19 protein-coding genes are annotated in these 21,553 nt (G+C 75.4%); 11 read left to right on the plus strand and 8 right to left on the minus strand.

The features are described from left to right. Positions 1-324: 324 nt before the first annotated feature. The 3 genes from clpB to AC1050_RS10610 all read left to right on the plus strand — a co-directional run bounded on the left by clpB (position 325) and on the right by AC1050_RS10610 (position 4,375). The gene (gene clpB, locus AC1050_RS10600; RefSeq protein ID WP_482387374.1) at positions 325-2,937 is read left to right on the plus strand and encodes an ATP-dependent chaperone ClpB; all 2,613 of its coding nucleotides are present in this window, start codon (positions 325-327) and stop codon (positions 2,935-2,937) included. Between the two features lie 111 nt (positions 2,938-3,048). Next, positions 3,049-3,723 (plus strand): DedA family protein, encoded by a 675-nt coding sequence (locus tag AC1050_RS10605; protein WP_482387375.1) that lies wholly within the window; start codon positions 3,049-3,051, stop codon positions 3,721-3,723. After that, complete coding sequence (locus AC1050_RS10610) at positions 3,716-4,375, plus strand: UdgX family uracil-DNA binding protein (protein ID WP_482387376.1); 660 nt, start codon at positions 3,716-3,718, stop codon at positions 4,373-4,375. The genes AC1050_RS10605 and AC1050_RS10610 overlap by 8 nt, the downstream gene beginning before the upstream one ends. Positions 4,376-4,399: 24 nt before the next feature. On the opposite strand, the gene AC1050_RS10615 is transcribed toward AC1050_RS10610, so the two are convergent. Beyond that, positions 4,400-5,491 (minus strand): FAD-dependent oxidoreductase, encoded by a 1,092-nt coding sequence (locus tag AC1050_RS10615; RefSeq protein WP_482387377.1) that lies wholly within the window; start codon positions 5,489-5,491, stop codon positions 4,400-4,402. 140 nt (positions 5,492-5,631) lie between these two features. On the opposite strand from AC1050_RS10615, the gene AC1050_RS10620 reads away from it, so the two are divergent. Continuing rightward, on the plus strand, positions 5,632-6,429 hold the full coding sequence (locus AC1050_RS10620; RefSeq protein WP_482387378.1) for a DUF3800 domain-containing protein: 798 nt from the start codon (positions 5,632-5,634) through the stop codon (positions 6,427-6,429). A gap of 108 nt (positions 6,430-6,537) precedes the next feature. Here AC1050_RS10620 and AC1050_RS10625 read toward each other — a convergent pair whose 3' ends face one another. Further along, on the minus strand, positions 6,538-8,805 hold the full coding sequence (locus AC1050_RS10625; protein ID WP_482387379.1) for an aryl-beta-d-glycosidase: 2,268 nt from the start codon (positions 8,803-8,805) through the stop codon (positions 6,538-6,540). A gap of 154 nt (positions 8,806-8,959) precedes the next feature. Here AC1050_RS10625 and AC1050_RS10630 point away from each other — a divergent pair, with 154 nt between their 5' ends. Continuing rightward, entirely contained in the window at positions 8,960-9,559 is a 600-nt protein-coding gene (locus AC1050_RS10630) for a TetR/AcrR family transcriptional regulator (protein WP_482387380.1), read from the plus strand. On the opposite strand, the gene AC1050_RS10635 is transcribed toward AC1050_RS10630, so the two are convergent. The 3 genes from AC1050_RS10635 to AC1050_RS10645 all read right to left on the minus strand — a co-directional run bounded on the left by AC1050_RS10635 (position 9,556) and on the right by AC1050_RS10645 (position 12,221). Beyond that, positions 9,556-10,218: a DUF4190 domain-containing protein gene (locus tag AC1050_RS10635; RefSeq protein ID WP_482387381.1), complete on the minus strand. Its 663-nt coding sequence runs from the start codon at positions 10,216-10,218 to the stop codon at positions 9,556-9,558. The two genes, AC1050_RS10630 and AC1050_RS10635, sit on opposite strands and share 4 nt — an antisense overlap. 1 nt (position 10,219) lies before the next feature. Then, entirely contained in the window at positions 10,220-11,332 is a 1,113-nt protein-coding gene (locus AC1050_RS10640) for a DUF4190 domain-containing protein (protein ID WP_482387382.1), read from the minus strand. Between the two features lie 91 nt (positions 11,333-11,423). Then, a complete protein-coding gene (locus tag AC1050_RS10645) occupies positions 11,424-12,221 on the minus strand; it encodes an exodeoxyribonuclease III (RefSeq protein ID WP_482387383.1) in 798 nt (265 codons plus the stop codon). Positions 12,222-12,299: 78 nt separating this feature from the next. Here AC1050_RS10645 and AC1050_RS10650 point away from each other — a divergent pair, with 78 nt between their 5' ends. Both AC1050_RS10650 and pyrE read left to right on the plus strand, forming a co-directional pair. After that, positions 12,300-13,073, plus strand: coding sequence for an SDR family NAD(P)-dependent oxidoreductase (locus tag AC1050_RS10650; RefSeq protein ID WP_482387384.1), 774 nt, complete (start codon positions 12,300-12,302; stop codon positions 13,071-13,073). A gap of 46 nt (positions 13,074-13,119) precedes the next feature. Beyond that, positions 13,120-13,683, plus strand: a complete 564-nt coding sequence (pyrE, locus tag AC1050_RS10655) for an orotate phosphoribosyltransferase (RefSeq protein WP_482387922.1) — start codon at positions 13,120-13,122, stop codon at positions 13,681-13,683. A 169-nt stretch (positions 13,684-13,852) separates the two neighbouring features. On the opposite strand, the gene AC1050_RS10660 is transcribed toward pyrE, so the two are convergent. After that, a complete protein-coding gene (locus AC1050_RS10660) occupies positions 13,853-14,617 on the minus strand; it encodes an HAD-IIA family hydrolase (protein ID WP_482387923.1) in 765 nt (254 codons plus the stop codon). A gap of 32 nt (positions 14,618-14,649) precedes the next feature. Further along, the gene (locus AC1050_RS10665) at positions 14,650-15,399 is read right to left on the minus strand and encodes a VTT domain-containing protein (protein WP_482387385.1); all 750 of its coding nucleotides are present in this window, start codon (positions 15,397-15,399) and stop codon (positions 14,650-14,652) included. A gap of 115 nt (positions 15,400-15,514) precedes the next feature. On the opposite strand from AC1050_RS10665, the gene purT reads away from it, so the two are divergent. The 3 genes from purT to fbaA all read left to right on the plus strand — a co-directional run bounded on the left by purT (position 15,515) and on the right by fbaA (position 18,596). Next, complete coding sequence (purT, locus tag AC1050_RS10670; protein WP_482387386.1) at positions 15,515-16,747, plus strand: formate-dependent phosphoribosylglycinamide formyltransferase; 1,233 nt, start codon at positions 15,515-15,517, stop codon at positions 16,745-16,747. Next, positions 16,744-17,412: a TrmH family RNA methyltransferase gene (locus AC1050_RS10675; protein WP_482387387.1), complete on the plus strand. Its 669-nt coding sequence runs from the start codon at positions 16,744-16,746 to the stop codon at positions 17,410-17,412. Before purT ends, AC1050_RS10675 begins: the two co-directional genes overlap by 4 nt. Positions 17,413-17,573: 161 nt before the next feature. Next, positions 17,574-18,596 carry a class II fructose-bisphosphate aldolase gene (gene fbaA / locus AC1050_RS10680; protein ID WP_482387388.1) on the plus strand — a complete coding sequence of 341 codons (1,023 nt, stop codon included), beginning with the start codon at positions 17,574-17,576 and terminating at the stop codon, positions 18,594-18,596. Positions 18,597-18,683: 87 nt separating this feature from the next. On the opposite strand, the gene AC1050_RS10685 is transcribed toward fbaA, so the two are convergent. After that, positions 18,684-19,103: an STAS domain-containing protein gene (locus tag AC1050_RS10685; protein WP_482387389.1), complete on the minus strand. Its 420-nt coding sequence runs from the start codon at positions 19,101-19,103 to the stop codon at positions 18,684-18,686. A 107-nt stretch (positions 19,104-19,210) separates the two neighbouring features. On the opposite strand from AC1050_RS10685, the gene AC1050_RS10690 reads away from it, so the two are divergent. Further along, entirely contained in the window at positions 19,211-21,433 is a 2,223-nt protein-coding gene (locus AC1050_RS10690; protein ID WP_482387390.1) for an ATP-binding SpoIIE family protein phosphatase, read from the plus strand. Positions 21,434-21,553 lie beyond the last annotated feature (120 nt).

Genomic DNA, 21,553 nt, shown 5'->3' on the forward strand with positions numbered 1-21,553 from the left:
GGGCATATGCGCAGATGACAGACGTGCAACTCGGACATGCAAGGACGTTTGCGACGCTCGGTCGAGCTCCTGGTCAGATGCGAGATCGGCGATGTCGTGCATGTGTCGCGCGCGGGTCGGGCGAGTGAACATGGTCACAACGGGTCATGACAGATGTCAGTGTCATGACGGGATGTGACTGCGCGTGTGACACGGCGGGGCGGGAAGGGGTCCGCCCCGGGGTCGACGGCGAGAGTTGAGCGGAATACGCTCAACTTCGGCACGGTTGCGCCGGGTGCCCGGCGGGACGTGCCGGGCCTCGAGGACTCACGCACGGAGGGGACGTTGGACGCGAAGCTGACCACCAAGACGCAGGAGGCGCTCGGCGACGCCATCCAGCAGGCGACGGCCGCCGGGAACCCGCAGCTGGAGCCGGCGCACCTGCTGAACGCGCTGCTCGCGCAGGAGGGCGGGGTGGCCACCGGGCTGCTCGACGCCGTCGGCGCCGACCGCCAGGCGCTCGGCCGCGCCGTGCGCGCCGTCCTGGTCGGCCTGCCCGCCGCCACCGGGTCGTCGGTCGTGCAGCCCGTGCCGTCCCGCGCGACGGGTGCGGCGCTCGACGCCGCGAACGCCGAGGCGCGCACGCTCGGTGACGACTACGTCTCCACCGAGCACCTGCTGCTCGGCATCGCCGCCGGGCAGACCGGGGTCGCCGACGCGCTGCGCGCGCAGGGTGCCTCCCGGGACGCGCTCGCCGCGGCGCTGCCGTCGGTGCGCGGCTCGGCCCGCGTCACCAGCCCGAACCCCGAGGGCACCTACAAGGCGCTCGAGCAGTACGGCGTCGACCTCACCGAGCGCGCCCGCGACGGCAAGCTCGACCCCGTGATCGGCCGGGACGCCGAGATCCGCCGGGTGATCCAGGTGCTGTCCCGGCGCACCAAGAACAACCCCGTGCTGATCGGCGAGCCCGGCGTCGGCAAGACCGCCGTGGTCGAGGGGCTCGCGCAGCGCATCGTCGCCGGGGACGTCCCCGAGTCGCTGCGCGGCAAGCGGCTGGTCTCGCTGGACCTCGCGGCGATGGTCGCGGGCGCCAAGTACCGCGGCGAGTTCGAGGAGCGGCTCAAGGCCGTCCTGACGGAGATCACCTCCTCCGAGGGCGAGGTCGTCACGTTCATCGACGAGCTGCACACCGTCGTCGGCGCGGGCGCCGGCGGCGAGGGGGCCATGGACGCCGGCAACATGCTCAAGCCGATGCTCGCCCGCGGCGAGCTGCGGCTGGTCGGCGCCACCACGCTGGACGAGTACCGCGAGCGGATCGAGAAGGACCCCGCCCTGGAGCGCCGGTTCCAGCAGGTGTACGTCGGGGAGCCGTCCGTCGAGGACACCGTCGCCATCCTGCGCGGGCTGAAGGAGCGGTACGAGGCGCACCACAAGGTGACGATCGCCGACGCCGCGCTCGTCGCGGCCGCCGCGCTGTCCGACCGGTACATCACCGGCCGCCAGCTGCCCGACAAGGCCATCGACCTGGTCGACGAGGCCGCGTCCCGGCTGCGCATGGAGCTGGACTCCTCGCCGGTCGAGATCGACGAGCTGCAGCGGGCCGTGACCCGGCTCGAGATGGAGGAGGTCGTGCTCTCCGAGGCCGACGACCCCGCCTCGCGCGAGCGGCTGGAGAAGCTGCGCGCCGACCTGGCCGACCGCCGCGAGGAGCTGGCCGGGCTCACCGCGCGGTGGGAGAAGGAGAAGGCCGGGCACAACCTGGTCGGCGACCTCAAGGCGCGCCTGGACGAGCTCCGGTCCACCGCGGACCGGCTGCTGCGCGAGGGCGACCTGTCCGGCGCCGCGCGCATCCAGTACGGCGAGATCCCGGCCGTCGAGCAGGAGATCGCCGCCGCCGAGGAGCGCGAGCGCGCCACCGACGCCCTGGTCCTGGCGGAGCACGACGCCGCGCCGATGATCGCGGACAAGGTCGGCCCCGACGAGATCGCCGAGGTCGTCGCCATGTGGACCGGCATCCCCGCCGGCCGCCTGCTCGAGGGCGAGACGGCCAAGCTGCTCCGCATGGAGGAGGTGCTCGGCGAGCGCCTGATCGGGCAGCGCACGGCGGTCGCCGCCGTGTCCGACGCGGTGCGCCGCTCCCGCGCGGGCATCGCCGACCCCGACCGGCCGACGGGCTCGTTCCTGTTCCTCGGCCCGACCGGCGTCGGCAAGACCGAGCTGGCCAAGGCGCTCGCGGACTTCCTGTTCGACGACGAGCGCGCCATGGTGCGGATCGACATGTCCGAGTACGCCGAGCGGCACTCGGTGGCGCGCCTGATCGGGGCGCCCCCGGGCTACGTCGGCTACGAGGAGGGCGGCCAGCTCACCGAGGCCGTCCGGCGCCGCCCGTACTCCGTGCTGCTGCTGGACGAGGTCGAGAAGGCGCACCCCGAGGTGTTCGACATCCTGCTGCAGGTGCTGGACGACGGCCGGCTGACCGACGGCCAGGGGCGCACCGTCGACTTCCGGAACGTCATCCTGGTCCTGACGTCCAACCTCGGCTCGCAGTTCCTCGTCGACCCGCTGCTCGACCCGGCCGGCCGCCGGGACGCCGTGATGGGCGCCGTGCGCGAGGCGTTCAAGCCGGAGTTCCTCAACCGGCTGGACGACGTCGTGCTGTTCGACCCGCTGTCGCTGGCCGAGATCACCCGGATCGTCGACCTGCAGGTGGCGGCGCTCGCCGCCCGGCTCCGCGACCGGCGGCTCACGCTGGACGTCGACCCGGCCGCCCGGGAGTGGCTCGCCATGGAGGGGTTCGACCCCGCCTACGGCGCCCGGCCGCTGCGGCGCCTGGTGCAGCGCGAGATCGGCGACCGGCTGGCCCGGCTGCTGCTGGCCGGCGAGGTGCACGACGGGGACACCGTCCGCGTCACCCGGTCCACGCAGGAGGGCGAGGGGCTGGCGCTGGCCCGCGCCTGACGCCTCGCTCGTCGATGACGGCGGCGGAGGTGCGCCCGAGGCGGTACGCACCCCCGCCGCCGTCGTCGTCCCCCAGGCCGCCGCGTCGCGGGCGTGCGACGATCGATCGCGATGATCGCCACCGTCGTCCGCACCGCCCCGGCCGCGGCCCAGGGCTCCGGCGCCGAGCTCACCGGCCTGGCCGGCTGGGTGGTCGGCGTCATCGAGGCGCTCGGCCCGCTCGGCGTCGGCCTGATCGTGGCGCTCGAGAACCTGTTCCCGCCCATCCCGTCCGAGGTCGTGCTGCCCGTCGCCGGCTACGTCGCGAGCCAGGGGCAGATGAACCTGGTCGCGGCCGTCGTCGCCGCGACGGCCGGCGCCGTGGCCGGGGCGTGGCTCCTGTACGGCCTCGGCGCCTGGTTCGGCCGGGACCGCCTGCGCCGGTGGCTCGAGGTGATCCCCCTCATGGAGGTGGAGGACCTGGACCGCGCCGAGGCGTGGTTCGACCGGCACGGCGGCGCCGCGGTGCTGATCGGGCGGTGCGTGCCCGTCGTGCGGTCGCTGGTGTCCGTCCCGGCCGGGCTCGAGCGGATGCCGCAGGGGAGGTTCCTGCTCTACACCGCGATCGGCTCGGCGGTCTGGAACAGCCTGCTGATTGTCGGCGGGTACGTGCTCGGCGCCCGGTGGCAGGACATCGGGCACTACTCCGACTCCATCAACTACGCGGTGTACGCCGCGATCGTCCTCGTCGTGGTCCGGTTCGTCTGGACCCGCCTGCGCCGCCGGAGCAGCGCCGGCCGTGGCTGAGCGCCGAGCCGCGCCGGACCGCCCGGGCGCCCAGGAGTGGGTGCCGCCGGACGCCGACGTCGACGCGCTCGCCGCGGCCGCCCCGGGGTGCCGTGGCTGCGAGCTGTGGGCGCCCGCCACCCAGGTGGTGTTCTCCAGCGGGCCGGCGCACGCCCGTCTGGTCCTGGTCGGCGAGCAGCCCGGCGACCGCGAGGACCTCGCGGGGGAGCCGTTCGTCGGGCCGGCCGGGCGGCTGCTGCACGACGCCCTCGCCGACGCCGGGGTCGACCCCGCCGACGTCTACCTGACCAACGCGGTCAAGCACTTCCGGTTCACCGAGCGCGGCAAGCGCCGCCTGCACACGAGCCCCGCCGTCGCGCACGTGCGCGCCTGCCTGCCCTGGCTCACCGCCGAGCTCGCCGCCGTCCGCCCGCGGGTCGTCGTGTGCCTGGGCGCCACCGCGGCCCGCGCCGTGCTCGGCCGGGACGTCACCGTCGGCGAGCTGCGCGGCCGGGTGCTGGACGAGCACCCGGCGGACGCGCCCGACGCCGCCGTGCTGGTCACGGCGCACCCGTCGGCGCTGCTGCGGCTCCGCGGCCGGGACGGCTGGGACGAGGCCCGGGCGGCGCTGGTCGACGACCTCCGCACCGCCGCGGCGGCCACCGGGTCCTGACCAGCCCGCGGCCCGGCGGCTCGCTCAGGCGAACAGCTCGGCCATCGCCGAGGAGTACAGGTCGGCGCCCTTCATCCGGCTGGTCTCCTCCGCGCCGAGCACCCGGCGCACCCCGTCATCGCCGACCACCTGCGACGCCCCGCCCGTACGGCCCAGCGGCAGCACGATCCGCTCCGGCGCCGGCGCGTAGGTCGCGGCCGGCTCCCGCCCGTCCAACGCCGCCCGGATGTTCGCGGCCACCACCTCCGCGTGCGCCCGCGCGGCGGACGCGCGCTTGGACTCCGGCACGTCGGTGATGTCGCCGACCGCCCACACCGTCCGGTGCCCGGCGAGCGCCAGCGTCGGCCCGACCCGCACCTCGCCGAGCCCGTTGCGCGCCGCCGCGAGGTCCCCGGCCAGGTAGTCGCTGGCCGGCAGGTTGCCGTGGCAGCGGAACCACATCTGGGCCTCGACGCGCACGCCGGCCTCCGTGTGCACCACGAACGGCTCGCGCACGCCGACGTCGACGGGCGGCAGGTAGCCCAGCCGCGACCCGAGCACGAAGTCCACGCGGCCGTCGAGCTGCGCGTGCACCGCGGCCCGCAGCTCAGGCAGGTAGTCGCCGCTGGTCAGCGCGTCGTCCGCCTGGTCGACCACCGTGATCCGCAGGTGCGGGTAGGTGTCCAGCAACTCGCCGACCAGCTCCAGGCCGACCGCGCCCGCACCCACGACGAGCACCCGCTCGACCTGCTCGAGGCCCTGGCGCATCCGGGCCAGGCGGGCCCGTGCCACCACCGTCTCCGACTCGATGAACTTGGCGGGGAACGGGTACGCCGTTCCCGTCGCCAGCACCAGGTGGTCGGCGTCCAGCGCGGTGCCGTCCGCGAGCCGGACCTGGGTCGACGTCGCCCGCTCCACGCGCTGCTGCACGACGCGGCCGCGGTCCAGCAGCCCGTCGTAGCCGAAGAACACCCGGTCCTCCCAGAGGGGGTCGACCGCCGCCCGCAGCGCCGCGGAGGCGTGCACGAACGCGTCCTTCGGCTCCACCAGGACCACGTCCGCGACGTCGTCCAGCAGTGCCGCCACCCGCGTCCCGCCGTACCCGCCACCGACGACGACGACCCGTCCCGCTGCCATGTCCTGCCCCTCTCGCCCGTGCGACCGCGCTGGTCGGGCGGCCCTGCGTCCAGCGTCCCACCGGGCGCGGGCGCCGGACCGGGACGCAAGGCCCGGTCCGGGTCGGTTGAGTACCCGCAGGTTCTCTAGCGTCGCTGATCGTGACCCCACTCCACGACGCGGGGCCGGGCTCGAGAGCCGGGCAGCTCAGCCGGCTGCTCTACGTCGACGACTCCGGCAGCGAACGATCCGGGCTGATCGTCTACGGCTGGGTCGAGGTGCAGCCGGCGGAGTGGTCGGACGCCCAGCGCACCTGGCTCGAGCTGCGCAAGGACCTGGTGCGCGCGTACGGGATACCGGTCCGGCACGAGCTGCACTGCACCAAGTACGTCAACGGCCGTGCCCGTGTCTCGGTCGACCCGCCACCACGATTCCGGGAGGGCGATCGGGTCCTCTGGAAGGACCTGGGCCGCGAGGTCGCGGTCCGGTGCCTGGCCGCCCTCGCGGGTTCCGTCCACCTCCGCGTCGGTGCGGTCTTCCGGCGCGTCCCGGACCGGGGGGCGGCGTACGGCCGGGCGAAGTACCTGACCTATGCGGACTTCGTGGCGGACCTCGACACCGAGCTCCGCGGCGCGGGGACGTTCGGGCTCGTGACCATGGACGGTGACGACCCGCACTACCGGGACGCGCACCGGAGGCTCAGGCTGCGCGACCGGCACATCATCGAGGACCCGGTGCCGCACGACAGCCGGGTGTCGCAGTGGACGCAGATGGCGGACCTGGTGGCGTACTGCGCCAACCTGACGCTCGACCGCTACGCCGGGAACGCGTTCGGGTGGGACTGGTACGGCCGCTACCTGGCGCACCTGGACCCGCACGGTGGACCGCGCGAGCTGGTCCGGACACAGCTAGACCCGCCTGGTCCACGAGCGTGGGGCGGGTCCGCACTCCCAGGCTAGGGCGAGGTCGGGGTCGCAGACAAGGCCGGTCTCCTGGCCGTTGTCTGGCCCGCACGCAGCACGGCCCGCCCCGCGCGAGGCGGGACGGGCCGCGGGAGGCGGGCCGGCTCAGGCCGCGGCGGCCTCCTGCACCAGGCGGTCGAGCGCCGCGTCGTCGATCCCGGCCATGCCGAAGGACGCGATGACGCGCATCGGCATGTCGCCCAGCATCGCGAGCATCGTCGGGTCGAGCTCCGCGGTGGCGTCCGCGAACGCCGCGCCGAGCAGGCGCTGCCCGACGGGGTGCGTGCGCCACTCCGTCACCGTGGAGTCGGCGGACAGCGTTCCCCACAGCGGCTCGCCGGTGACGTCGACCTCGACGGTGCCGCGGACGTCGCGCGAGGACGCCGCGACCTCGACGACCGTGCGCCCCCCGCCGACCACCCAGCGCCGGAGCGCGGGGTGCCAGTACGACAGGTCGCGCGCCGTCAGGGTGAACGCGAGCGTGCGGGACTCGCCCGGCTCGAGCGCGACCTTGGCGAACGCCTTGAGCTCGCGGGTCGGGCGCAGCACCGCCGCGTCGGGGTCGCCGACGTAGACCTGAACGGTCTCGGCACCCGCGACGGGCCCGGTGTTGGTGACGGTGGCGGTGACCTCGACGGACGACGCCGCGCCCTCGCCGGACACGGTCGCCGCCACGTCGGAGTAGTCGAACGTCGTGTACGACAGGCCGTGGCCGAACGGGTAGGCGACGTCGACCAGCCGGGTGTCGTACCAGCGGTAGCCGATCAGCACGCCCTCGCCGTAGCGGACGTGCCCGTTGTCGCCGGGGAAGTTCCCGAACGCCGGGGTGTCCTCGACGCGGTGCGGGATGGTCTCCGCCAGCCTGCCGGACGGGTTGCGGACGCCGAGCAGCAGGTCGGCCACGGCCGAGCCCCCGGCCTGGCCGCCCAGCCAGGTCTCGAGCACCGCGGCGGCGTCGTCCTGCCACTCGACGCTCACCGCGGAGCCGTTGGCCAGCACGACGACCACCCGGGGGTTGACCGCGGCGACGGCGCGCAGCACGGCGACCTGGTTCGCGGGGATGCCCAGGTGCGTGCGGTCGTAGCCCTCGGACTCGTCGGGGGCCGGCAGCCCGAGGAACAGCAGGACCGTGCCGGCGTCGCGGGCGACCGCCACCGCCTCGTCCAGGAGTGCGGCGTCGTCCGCGTCCGGGGTCACGCCCGCGACCGAGAACCCGGCCGCGAACGGCAGCTCCGTCCCGGTGGCCGCCCGCAGCGCGGTCAGCGCGTCGTCCAGGCGGGTGGGGTTCACCTGCGAGGAGCCGGCGCCCTGGTACCGCGGGGTGCGGGCGAACTCGCCGATCACGACGGCACCGGCGGCGGCCTCCGCGCCGAGCGGCAGCACGGGGGTGCCGTCGACCGGGGCGTTCTTCAGCAGCACCGAGCCGTCCGCCGCGGCCTCGCGGGCCAGGGCGTGGTGCGCGTCGGCGTCGATCGTGCCGGGCTCGGCCAGCGCGGGCTGCGCGCGGGCGATCAGCTGCAGCACCCGGCGCGCGGCGACGTCGAGCACGGCCTCGTCCAGCTCGCCGCTGCGCACCGCCTCGACGACGAGCGCGTCCGTGCGGCCGCCGGTGGCCGGCATCTCCAGGTCCAGGCCGGCGGCGACGGCGGCGACGCGGTCCACCACGGCGCCCCAGTCGGACACGACCAGGCCCTCGAAGCCCCACTCGTCGCGCAGCACCTCCGTCAGCAGCCAGTGGTCCTGGGAGGCGTAGGTGCCGTTGACCTTGTTGTACGCGCACATGACGGTCCACGGCTGCGCCCGCGTCACCACGCGCTCGAAGGCGGGCAGGTAGATCTCGCGCAGCGTGCGCTCGTCGACGTCCGCGGAGACGCGCATGCGGTCCGTCTCCTGGTTGTTCGCGGCGAAGTGCTTGAGCGACGTGCCGACGCCCTGCGACTGGATGCCCTGCACCAGCGCCGCGCCCAGGTCGCCGGCCAGGGCCGGGTCCTCGGAGAAGTACTCGAAGTTCCGGCCGCACAGCGGCGAGCGCTTCATGTTGACGCCGGGGCCGAGCAGCACCGCGACGTCGTTGCCGCGGGTCTCGCGGCCGAGCGCGCGCCCGACCCGGTCCAGCAGCGCCACGTCCCAGGTGGAGGCCAGCGCGGCGGCGGGCGGGAAGCAGGTGGCGGGCACGGACGCGCCGAGACCCAGGTGGTCGGCGCTCGCCGCCTGCTTGCGCAGGCCGTGCGGGCCGTCGGTCACCATCACCCGCGGGACGCCGAGGCGGTCCACGCCGTCGGTGTGCCAGAAGTCGGAGCCGGACGTCAGCGCGGCCTTCTCCTCCAGGGTGAGCTCGGCCAGGACACGCTCGACGTCGAGTGCGACGGACATGCGGGGCACCTCCTCGTGCGGGGTCGGATCGCCTCCACAGTAGCCGATGCCTACCGGGCGGTCGGCTTTGCCGGACCGTGCCGCGCGGCGGTTGTGAGACTCTGTGCGCCAGCGCCGGACCGGCGCTCGGGTCTCAGGCGCAGGGGGCAGGACGATGACCGTCGAGATGCAGCGTGGCTACGCGAAAGGTCGTGCGAAGCGGCGCGAGATCATCGACCAGGCGATGGCGATGTTCGGCGAGGTCGGCTACCGCGGCGCCTCGCTCCGCGAGATCGCGGCACGGTGCGGGATCTCGCACCCGGGGCTGCTGCACCACTTCCCGACCAAGGAGTCGCTGCTGCTCGCCGTGCTCGAGCACCGCGACGACACCGACATCGAGTGGCTCGAGACCGACAGCGCCGACGGCGTGACGACGCTGCGGCACCTGGTCGAGCTGGTCGCGCTCAACACCACCCGCCGGGGCATCGTCGAGCTCTACGCCGTCCTGTCCGCCGAGGCGACGTCCGCCGACCACCCGGCGCACGCCTACTTCCGGGACCGGTACCGCCGCGCCCTGGACGCCGCGGGCGTCGCCTACGAGCGCGCCGCCGCGTCGGGGGCCCTGCGCGCCGGCGTGGACCCCCGGGTCGCCGGCCGCCAGCTCATCGCCCTGATGGACGGCATGCAGGTGCAGTGGCTGCTGGACGACGCCGGCACCGACATGGCGGGCGTCGTGCGGGCGCACGTGCAGGGCCAGCTGACCGTCCCGCTCTAGGGGACCAGCAGCGAGCCGGTCACCGGCTGCGGCGGCACCGCGAGGCACAGGCCGGTCCGGTCACCGCGCGACCAGGACGCCGCCGTGGGCGCCCACGCCACCATCCGCAGGCCCTGCGCCCGCTCCGCCTCCGTCAGCGTGCAGGCGGCGTGCACCCGGGTCGTCACCTCGTCCGTGCCCGGCCAGGAGGCGTCGTCGGGGAACTCGTACGCCGTGACCACCTGCGCGGCGTGCTCCTGCTCGCACGGGACGACCCGCACCCGGTCGACGGCGCCGTCCGGCGGCAGCTCCTCGACGCAGCTCCCGGTGACCAGCTGCACCGCGTGGGCGTCGACCGGGTCGGCGACGTCGGCCGGCAGCGGCCGGGTGGCCAGGACCGTCCCCACGCCGACCGCGACGACCGCCGCCCACGCCAGCGTCCCCACGACGCCGAGGACCGTCCCCGCCACGGCGAACCCGCGGCCGCGCGTCCCGCGGGAGCCCGGCGCCCCGGCCGGCCGGGTCCGGCGCAGGCCGAGCACCCCGAGCACCACGGCCACCGGGCCGAGCCCGAGGACGCCCGAGACCAGAGCCGCCACCGCCACGGCGTCCGTGCGGGGCCGCGGCTCCTGCCAGCCCGGGGCGTAGAACGGCTCGGGGTAGGCGTACCCGTCCGGCACGTCAGACCTCCGCGCCGGGCAGCGTGCCGGACCCCGGCGCGAACGAGCCCGTCCGGGCCGAGCCCGTGGCCGGCGCCTCGGTCGTCAGCACGCAGTACGCGATCCGCCCGCCCGCGGCCCACTCGTCCGGGTGCGGGTAGTACACGTCCGTCCACCCGGCCTCCTGCACCGTCGCCGGGTCCAGGAGCGCCTCGGCCACCGCCTGGCACCGGTCGAGCAGGTCCGTGTAGACCGCGTCCGGCACCGTGAGGTCGGTCAGCACGGGCTGCGCCATCGCGAGCTCCTCGAGCACCTCGGTCGTGTGCCCGTCGGCGCAGTCGACCGGCACGGCGTCCGACATGTCGTACGTCTCCGGCGCCTCGGCCAGGCAGTCCCCCGGGACCAGGGCGTCGGTCAGGTCGAAGGGCGGCATCGTGGTGCCCTCGAGCGCCCCGTCCGGCGCGGGCCACACCGGCGCGCCGCTCGCCGTCGGCGTGCCGTCCTCCGTCAGCGCCGTGACGACCAGGACCGTGCCGATCACCGCCAGCAGGACGGTGAGCACCGCACCCACGACCACGCCGCCGACCGCCAGCGACCGGCCGCCCGCGCCCGTGCGGCGGATCCGGCGCAGCGACGCGATGCCGAGGCCCAGGCCGACCGGCGCGGTGAGCAGCGCGGTGCCGACAGCGGCGCAGCTCAGCACCAGCGACGCGATCGCGAGGCCGTCCGTGCTGCGGCCGGCCGGTCGCGGGAGCCCGGGACCGGGGTACGGGGGCGGTCCGTACGGAGGCGGCCCGGACTGGGGCGGTCCGTACGGGGCGGGTCCGCCGCCGTACGCGCCGGGCGCGCCCGGGTGCGGCGGGGGCGCGCCGTACGGGGCCGCGGGCGCGGTGCCCGGCGCCGTGCCGTACGGAGCGGGTGCCGTCGCGCCGTACGGAGCGGGGACGGTGGCGCCGGACGGGCCGGGCGCCGCGAACCCGGACGGGACGGGCCCCGGCGCGCCGTACGGGCGGGGCCCGGGCGCGCCGTCAGGGCCGGGCGGGCCGGGCGGGATCTGCGTGCCCGGCCCCACGGAGGGCGGCAGGGCGGAGGGTGCTCCCGGCGCGACCGGTCGACCCGCGTCGGGCGTCGTCATGGGCAGAACCTAGCCGAGCGCCGCGCCCGGGTGGCCCCGTCCAGGGCGGTTCCCCCGGACGGCCGCGCGTCCCGCCCCGCGGGCGGACCCGTCAGGCGGCGTCCGCGATGTCCAGCACCACCGGCACGTGGTCCGAGGGCGCCTTGCCCTTGCGCTCGTTCCGCTCGATGGACACGTCGGTCACGCGCACCGCGAGCGTCGGGGACGCCCAGGTGAAGTCGATCCGCATGCCCTCGTTCCGCGGGAACCGCAGCTGCTGGTAGTCCCAGTAGGTGTAGGTGTGCTCCGCCGGCAGGTGCTCGCGGGACACCTCGGTGTAGCCCGCGGCGGCGAACGCGGCGAACGCCTCGCGCTCCGCCGGCGTCACGTGCGTGCTGCCGGCGAACTTCGCGATGTCCCACACGTCGGTGTCCAGCGGCGCGACGTTCCAGTCGCCGACCAGCGCGACGGGGAGGGCCGGGTTCTCCTCCAGCCAGCGGCCCGCCTCCTTCTGCAGGGCCTCCAGCCAGCGGAGCTTGTAGTCGAAGTGCGGGTCCCCGACCTCGCGGCCGTTCGGGACGTACAGGCTCCACACGCGGACGCCGCCGCAGCTGGCGCCCAGCGCGCGGGCCTCGGTCACCGGGTCCTCGCCCCAGCCCGGCTGGCCGCCGAACGCGTGCTCGACGTCGTGGATGCCGACGCGCGAGGCGATCGCGACGCCGTTCCACTGGGAGAACCCGCTCGTGACGACCTCGTACCCGGCGGCCTCGAACGCCTCGCGGGGGAACTGCTCGTCCTTGCACTTGGTCTCCTGCATGGCCAGCACGTCCGTGCCCGAGCGCTCCAGGAAGGAGATGACACGGTCGACCCGTGTGCGGACGGAGTTCACGTTCCAGGTGGCGAGGCGCATGCCCGGCACGGTACCGGCCGCGGCCGACACCGGCGCCCACGAGGACAACCGAGCGCCGCGCTCCGTAGGGTGAGGCGCATGGGAACCGCACTCATCACGGGCGCCAGCTCGGGCCTCGGGCTGGAGTTCGCCTGGCAGCTCGCCACCGCCCGGCACGACGTCGTCCTCGTGGCCCGGGACGGTGACCGGCTCGACCGGCTCGCCGCCCAGCTCCGCGCCGCCGCCGGCGTGCACGCGGAGGTGCTCACCGCCGACCTCACCGTCCGAGAGGACCTGGACCGCGTCGCGGACCGGCTGCGCGCGGAGGAGCGCCCCGTCGGCCTGCTGGTCAACAACGCGGGCATCGGGCTGGGGGAGCGGTTCGTCGGCGGCGACCTCGCCCGGCAGGAGGCCGCGCTGGACCTGATGGTCCGCTCCGTCCTGGTGCTGTCGCACGCCGCGGCCGGCGCCATGGTCGAGCGCGGGCGCGGTGCCGTGCTCAACGTCGGGTCCGTGGCGGCGCTCACCGCCTCCGGCACCTACTCCGCGCACAAGGCCTGGGTCCGCACGTTCACCGAGGGGCTCGCGGTGGAGCTCGCCGGGACCGGCGTCACGGCGACGGTGCTGTCGCCGGGGCTCACGCACACCGAGTTCCACGAGCGCGCCGGCCTGCACGGCGCCACGGCGTACCCCGAGGTCGCCTGGCTGTCCCCAGACCGCGTGGTCGCCACGGCGCTCGCGGACGTCCGGCGCGGGGCGGTGCTGTCCACCCCCAGCCTGCGGTACCGGGTCGCGTCCGGAGCCCTGCGCGTGCTGCCCCGCGGCGCCGTGCGCCGGCTCGGGGAGCTCCGGGTCGACCGCGAGCGGCACTGAGGACGGCGCGGGCCTCGCTACCCTGGCGGGCGTGACGAACTCCCCGATGTCCCCGACCCCGCGCGAGCAGCTCCGCGACCTGATCACCGAGCTCGCGGTCGTGCGCGGCAAGGTCACGCTGTCCTCCGGGCGCGAGGCCGACTACTACGTCGACCTGCGCCGCGTGACGCTGCACCACCGCGCCGCGCCGCTGATCGGCCACGTGCTGCTGGACCGGCTCGAGGAGGTCGGGCTCGGCACCGCGGAGGTCGAGGCCGTCGGCGGCCTCACGCTCGGCGCCGACCCGGTCGCGACCGCGCTGCTGCACGCCGCCGCGTCCCGCGGGCAGGACCTGGACGCGTTCGTGGTCCGCAAGGAGGCGAAGGCGCACGGGATGCAGCGCCGCATCGAGGGCCCCGACATCGCGGGCCGGCCCGTCGTCGTGCTCGAGGACACCTCGACCACCGGGGCCTCCCCGATCGCGGCCGTCGAGGCGGCGCGGGAGGCCGGCGCCGACGTGCGCGGCGTCGCCGTCATCGTGGACCGGGCCACGGGGGCGCAGGAGAAGATCGAGGCGCTCGGCGTGCCGTACCACTACCTGTTCGACCTGACCGACCTCGGCCTGGCCTGACACCGGGGACCGGCCCGGCCCGGCCGGCTCGGGCCTCGGCCGCCGAGGTCGTCAGACGTGGGCGAGGTCGTCAGTCCTGCAGGACGACCTCGTCCACGAGTGACGACCTCGCCGCGCGCGGGGGCCCGCAGTCCGGGGGCGGCGCCGGGTGCGGGGCGCTGCGCGGGGCTCAGCCGGTGGTGCGGGCCCACTCCGGCACGCGGGGGACCAGGTCGGCGATCGAGTCGAACACCTGCGTCGGCCGGAACGGGTACCGCACCAGGTCCTCGGTGCGGGTCGACCCGGTGAGCACCAGGAACGTCCGCAGGCCCGCCTCGATGCCCGCCACCACGTCCGTGTCCATCCGGTCGCCGATCATCGCCGTCGTCTCCGAGTGCGCGTCGATCCGGTTCAGCGCGGACCGGATCATCATCGGGTTCGGCTTGCCGACGAAGTAGGGCTGCCGCCCGGTCGCGGCGGTGATCATCGCCGCGACCGCGCCGGTGGCGGGCAGGTCGCCCTCCTGGCTCGGCCCGGTGACGTCGGGGTTGGTGGCGATGAACCGGGCGCCGCCCTGGATGAGCCGGATGGCCCGGGTGATCGCCTCGAACGAGTAGGTGCGCGTCTCGCCCAGGACGACGAAGTCCGGGTCCGCGGAGGTGAGGGTGTACCCGGCCTCGTAGAGCGCGGTGGTCAGGCCGGCCTCGCCGATCACGTACGCCGAGCCGGCGGGCTCCTGGTCCGTGAGGAACTGCGCCGTGGCGAGCGCCGAGGTCCACAGCGACTCCTCGGCCAGGTCGATGCCCGACGCGGCGAGCCGGGCGCGCAGGTCGCGCGGCGTGAAGATCGAGTTGTTGGTCAGCACGAGGAACCGGTGCTCGCCGTCGCGCAGCGCGCGCACGAACTCCGGGGCTCCGGGCAGCGCCACGCCCTCGTGCACGAGCACGCCGTCCATGTCGGACAGCCACGAGACGATCGGCCGGGCGGTCACGCGTCGAACGCCTTGCGCTCGACCTCGGCCCGCTCGGCGGGCTCGTCGTAGCGCTCGTCGCGCCCGGTCTCCCCGCGCTTCGCCGCCCGCCGGCCGCGCCACACCTCGACGGCGACCGGGATCACCGAGATCAGCACGATCAGCACGGCGAGCGCCTCGATGTTGTCCCGGACGAACGAGATCGTGCCGAGCGCGAAGCCGAGCACGGTGATCCCGACGCCCCACAGCAGCGCCCCGACGACGTTGTAGGACACGAACGTGCGGTACCGCATGCCGCCGACGCCCGCGGCGACCGGCGCGTAGGTGCGCACGATGGGCACGAAGCGGGCCAGGATCACCGTGCGCCCGCCGTACCTGTCGAAGTACGCGTACGTCTGGTCGACGTACTTCTGCTTGAAGACGCGCGAGTCCGGGCGCGCGAACAGCCGCGGCCCCACCTTGTTGCCGATCAGGTACGCCACCTGGTCACCCAGGAACGCCGCCAGGAACAGCAGCACGCACAGCAGCCAGAGCGGGAAGTCCAGCGCGTCCTGCGCCACGAGCGCCCCGGCGGTGAACAGCAGCGAGTCGCCCGGCAGCAGCGGGAACAGCAGCCCCGTCTCGACGAACACCACCAAGACGATGCCGACCAGGGCGTACGAGCCGAACGAGGAGATGAGGTGCTCGGCGTCCAGCCAGTCCGGGAGCAGCGCGGGCTGCGCCCCCAGGGCAGGGACGAGGGTCACGAGCGCGGCTGACGCAGGCATGGGGACCAGGGTACGACCGCGCCCGCCGCGGGCGGCTCGGCCCCGGGTGCCGTCCGGGCGCGGCGGCAACACCCGGTGCCGTCCTGGGTGCTGCCGCGTGCGGGAGGATGGCCGCGTGACGACTCCGCAGCCCCCGGCCGTGCCCGCCACGCCCGGCACCCTCGGCACCCCGCTCGCCCCCGGCGCCACCCGCGTGCTGCTGCTCGGCGCGGGCGAGCTCGGCAAGGAGGTCGCGATCGAGCTCCAGCGGCTCGGCGTCGAGGTGGTCGCCGTCGACCGGTACCCCGACGCCCCGGCCATGCAGGTCGCGCACCGGGCGCACGTCGTCGACATGCTCGACCCCGTCGCGCTGCGCGCCGTACTGGACGTGGAGCGGCCCGACGTCGTGGTCCCCGAGATCGAGGCCATCGCGACCCGGGTGCTCGCCGACGTCGAGGCCGGCGGGACCCGCGTCGTCCCGACCGCCCGCGCCACCGTGCTGACCATGGACCGCGAGGGCATCCGCCGGCTCGCCGCCGAGGAGCTCGGGCTGCCGACGTCCGCGTACCGGTTCGTGGACGACCTCGCGGCGCTCCGTGCGGCCGTGGCCGAGGTCGGGCTGCCGTGCGTCGTGAAGCCGGTGATGTCGTCCTCCGGCAAGGGGCAGTCCGTCGTCCGCTCGGACGCCGACGTCGAGGCCGCCTGGACGTACGCCCAGTCCGGCGGCCGGGCGACCGCGGACGGCGGCGCCGCGGTCCGGGTGGTCGTCGAGGGCTTCGTCCGGTTCGACTCCGAGATCACCCTGCTGACCGTGCGGCACGCCGGCGGCACGACGTTCTGCGACCCGATCGGGCACGTGCAGGTGGACGGCGACTACCGCGAGTCCTGGCAGCCCGCGCCGCTGCCGCCGGCGACGCTCGCCGAGGCGCAGCGCGTCGCCGCGACCGTGACCGACGCGCTCGGCGGGTGGGGCGTGTTCGGCGTCGAGCTGTTCGTCGTCGGCGACCGGGTGCTGTTCTCCGAGGTCTCGCCCCGGCCGCACGACACCGGCCTCGTCACGCTGGCCTCCCAGGACCTCTCCGAGTTCGCGCTGCACGCCCGCGCCGTGCTCGGGCTCCCGGCCGGCGAGGTGCTCCCGCTCGGCCCCGCGGCGTCCTGCGCGGTGCTCGCGGACGGCACCGGCGTCCCGCTGTTCACCGGCGTCGACGCCGCGCTCGCGGTGCCCACCGCGCAGGTGCGGCTGTTCGGCAAGCCCTCGGTGGCCGGGCGGCGCCGGGTCGCGGTGACCCTGGCACGCGGCGCGGACGTCGAGCAGGCGCGGTCGCGGGCCCGCGCGGCGGCGGACGCGCTCGGGGTCGAGCTGCGGTGACCGTGCCCGACGAGGACGCGCGGGTGCCCGACGAGGTCGGCGTCGGCCCGTGGCCGGGCGGGCCGGACGCGTGGCCCGACGACCCCCGGTACGACCCGGAGCTGCTCGCCGCCGGCGACCGGCGCAACGTCGCCGACCGGTACCGCTACTGGACCGTCGAGGCCGTCGTCGCCGACCTGGACACCCGGCGGCACCCGTTCCACGTGGCGATCGAGAACTGGGCGCACGACCTGAACATCGGGTCCGTCGTCCGCACCGCCAACGCCTTCAACGCCGCCGGCGTGCATGTCGTCGGGCGCCGCCGGTGGAACCGCCGCGGCGCGATGGTGACCGACCGCTACCTGCACGTGCACCACCACCCCGACGTCGAGGACCTGCTCGCCTGGGCCCGGACCGCCGGCCCGGACGGCGGCGGGCTGCCCGTGCTCGGCGTCGACAACGTCCCCGGCTCCGTCCCGCTGGACGGCTACGCCCTGCCCCGGGACTGCGTCCTGCTGTTCGGCCAGGAGTCCGCGGGGCTGTCCGAGGCGGCGCGCGCCGGCGTCGAGGCGGTGCTGCACATCGACCAGTACGGGTCGACCCGGTCGATCAACGCGGGCGCGGCCGCCGCGATCGCCATGCACGCCTGGGCGGTGCGGCACGCCGGGCCGCCGCCCGCAGCCTAGGCGGCGGCACCGCCGGCCGGCGCGAGGCGTCGGGCCGGGGTCGGGCGTCGGCAGGACGTCGGCCGGGCGTCCGCTGGGCAGGACGTCCCGGACGGCGTGCGCCCAGGACGTGCCAGACTTGGTGCGATAGCGAAAACCCCACTCTCTTTGGAGCCGCTGCGATGCCGATCGCCACCCCCGAGGTGTACGCCGAGATGATCGACCGGGCGAAGGCGGGCAAGTTCGCCTACCCGGCCGTGAACATCACCTCCTCCCAGACCATCACCGCTGCGCTGCAGGGCTTCGCCGAGGCGGAGTCGGACGGCATCCTGCAGGTGTCCGTCGGTGGCGCCGAGTACGCCTCGGGCTCGACGATCAAGGACCGCGTCTCCGGCACCCGCGCGCTCGCCGCGTACGCCACCGAGGTCGCCAAGGGCTACGGCATCACCGTCGCCCTGCACACCGACCACTGCGTCAAGAAGAACCTGGACTCCTGGGTCCGCCCGCTCCTGGCCCTCGAGGCCGAGGAGGTCAAGGCCGGCAAGAACCCGACCTTCCAGTCCCACATGTTCGACGGCTCGGACATCCCGCTGGACGAGAACCTCGTCATCGCGGCGGAGCTGCTCGAGCTGTCGCAGGCGGCCCGCACGATCCTCGAGATCGAGGTCGGCGTCGTCGGTGGCGAGGAGGACGGCCACGAGGCCGCGATCAACGACAAGCTGTACACCACGTCCGAGGACGGCCTGGCGACCATCCAGGCCCTCGGCGCCGGCGAGAAGGGCCGCTACCTGACGGCCCTCACGTTCGGCAACGTGCACGGCGTCTACAAGCCCGGTGCCGTCAAGCTGCGCCCGTCGATCCTGGCCGAGATCCAGAAGACCGTCGGCGAGCAGATCGGCAAGGAGAACCCGTTCGACCTGGTCTTCCACGGCGGGTCCGGCTCCACGGCCGAGGAGATCGCCGAGGCGGTCGACAACGGCGTCATCAAGATGAACATCGACACCGACACCCAGTACGCGTTCACGCGTCCCGTGGTCGGCCACATGTTCGCCAACTACGACGGCGTCCTGAAGGTCGACGGCGAGGTGGGCAACAAGAAGGCCTACGACCCGCGCGCCTGGGGCAAGCTGGCCGAGGCCGGCATGGCCGCCCGCATCGTCGAGGCGAGCCAGCAGCTGCGCTCCGCGGGCCACAGCATCCGCTGACCCGCCGCAGACGCGACGAGGGCCCGGTCACCGTGCGGTGACCGGGCCCTCGTGCGTGCGGGGTGGCGCGTGCGTGGCGGGGCCGGCTCAGCCGGCGGGCGCGTCGTCGTCGACGACGTCGAGCAGCTCGCCGATGCGGGTGACCTCCAGCAGGAACTGCACCGTCGGCGGCACGTGCAGCAGGCGCACCCGGTGCGGCGTGCGCATCGCGAGGCGCGCGAGGAACGCCACGCCCGAGGAGTCCATGAACGTCACGTGGTGCGCGTCGACCTCGATCGGCACCCCCGCCTGCTCGGCGTCCGTCGTCGCCTGGACCAGGTCCGCGCCGAGGTCCGCGTCGACCTCGCCGGACAGCACGATGGTGGTCCGGTCGGGGGACAGGATGACGTGGACGGAGCCCGGCTCACCTGCGGCGTCGCGCGGAGCAGGTACGGTCGGGGTGGCCGCGGCTTCCGAGCCCTGGTCCCCGGCGAGCCCGCCCGGCGGGGTGCTGTTACCGTCGCGCACGACGCTCCCTTCGATCCGGATGGCGGCCCCGTGGGACCGTGCCGGTGGCGGCCCGGTCCGGTGGGTGCTTCGCCGGTACCTGTAGGGACGCTAGACGATCGGAGGCGGTGGTGGTCAACTCCACGCCCGGTGACGGCGCCGAGGTGACCCCCGAGACCATCGGCCGCGCGCTCGGCCGGGTGGTCGGGATGCCGGTGGTCGTGGCCGCCGCGCAGGCCCCGGAGTGGCCCGTCGTCTGGGTCAACGCCGCGTTCACCGAGGCCACCGGCCTCACGCTCGACGACGTCGCCGGCCCCGCCTCCGGCCTCGTGGCCCTGGCCGCCGAGGACGGGTCCGGCCTGCACCAGCTCCGCGACGCCGTCCTCGCCGACCGGGCGACGTCCGCGCTGCTGCGGCTGCGCCGGTCCGGCGGCGACTGGTTCTGGGCGCGCACCGTCGTGACCCCCGTGCTCGGCGAGGGCGGCGAGGAACCGGCGTACTGGGTCGCCGCGTTCGTGGACGTCACCCCCGAGGTGGACCGCGACGCCGCCGTCGCCGCGGAGGTCGAGGTGGTCCGCCGGGAGAGCGAGGACCTCGCCCTGATCGGCACCGTCTCCGACCTCGTGATGGACCTGGACGACCCGTACGCCCTGCGGGCCATCGCCGAGCTGCTGCAGCGCCGCGTCGTCGGCTGGGCCGGCTTCTACGTCGACGACGACGGCCTGCACGCCACCGACGGCGTCGACGGCAGCCGTCCCCCGCGCCCCAACGGCCGGCGGCCGGGCCCCGGCGGCGCCGTCCCGCCCGCCTTCGTGCCGCGGCGCGGCAACCGACCCGCCGGCCACGACCCCGTGAAGCGCCTGCTGGACGGCGAGGGCGAGGGCGCCCCGGTCCTGCACCTGGACACCGACGCCGACCACGAGCCCGGCACCGCCTCCGCCTGGCTGGTCGCCGACCTGCGCGCGCGCGTGCCCGGCGCCGACGGCGGCCTGGGGCACGTGGCCGTGCTGCCGCTGCCCGGCCGGCACCGGGTGCTCGGCGTGCTCGCCGTCGTCCCGCACCCCGCGCCCCCGCGGCCCGACGACGCCCGGCCGGCCCCCGCCCGCGGCGGGATCGACGAGCGCACCCGCACCATCCTGTCGCTCGTCGCCCGCCGGGTGGGCCTCGGCATGGAGAACGTGCGCCTGTACGCCCGCGAGCACCGCGTCGCCGAGACCCTGCAGCGGGCGATGCTGCCCGAGCAGGCCGAGGTCGACGGCCTGGACGTGTGGTCCTACTACGCGCCCAACGTCGTGTACGCGCAGGTCGGCGGCGACTGGTACGACGTCGTGCAGGTCGCGCCGGACGTGGTGGGGATCGTCATCGGCGACGTCGTCGGGCACGACGTCGAGGCCGCCGCCGCCATGGGCCAGCTGCGGTCCGTCGTGCGCGCCTACGCCTTCGAGGTCACCGAGCCGGGCGCCGTGCTGGCGCGCGTCGACCAGCTCGTCGCCGGCATGCGGATCCCGCGGTCCGCCGGGCTCGTCCTCACCACCCTGACCCGGCACGAGCCCGACGCCGGCGGCTGCCCCTCCTGGCACCTCGAGTACTCCCGGGCCGGGCACCTGCCCGCGCTGCGCGTGCGGGCCGGGGAGGTCGTCCTGCTCGACGACGCCGGCGGTCCGCTGATCGGCTTCGGCGACGGCAACCGCCGCACGGCGCGGCACGACCTGCTGCCCGGCGACGTCCTCGTCTTCTACACCGACGGCCTGATCGAGCGGCGGGACCGTGCGCTGCTCGACGGGCTCAAGGCCCTGCGCGAGGTCGCGGCCGGCGCCACCGCCGTCGACGCCGCCGGCATCGGCGAGGAGCTGCTCGCGCGGCTCGCCGACAGCCCCGAGGACGACGTCGCCGTCGTCGTCGTGCGGATCCCCGACCTGACCGACACCTCCGGCCACGGCGGCAACGTGCGCAGCCGGCGCTGGCAGCTCCCGAGCGAGCCCGCGTCCATCGCCCGCGCCCGGCACGCCGTGCTGCGCACCTCGCACGCCTGGGAGCTCGGCGACGCGGCCAACGCCGAGCTCGTCGTGTCCGAGCTCGTCGCCAACGCCGTCCTGCACGGCTGGGGACGCGTCACGCTGCAGCTGCACGACACCGGCGACGGCCTGCGGATCGAGGTCGAGGACTCCAACCCGACGCCGCCCGTGGCCACCGAGGGGCACCCCGGGCGCATCGGCGGCTTCGGCATGCGGATCGTCGAGCGGCTCGCCGATTGGGGGTGGCGGCCCTCACGCGGCGGCAAGGTCGTGTGGGCGCGGGTGCGGCCGTCCGAGCCGCCGGTGACGCGCGCGCCGGAGCCGGCGGGGGACTGAGCGCCGGAGCGGGCCGGGGGTCGAGCGCCCGGGGACCTGCGGCGCGGGGTCGTCGGCCGGTGCTTCCCCGGGGTCGGGCTCCGTGTCGGGTCGCGGTGTCGGGCGGGCGCCCTTCGAGAG

The sequence above is a fragment of the Cellulomonas sp. NEAU-ZC6 genome, from assembly GCF_056844425.1.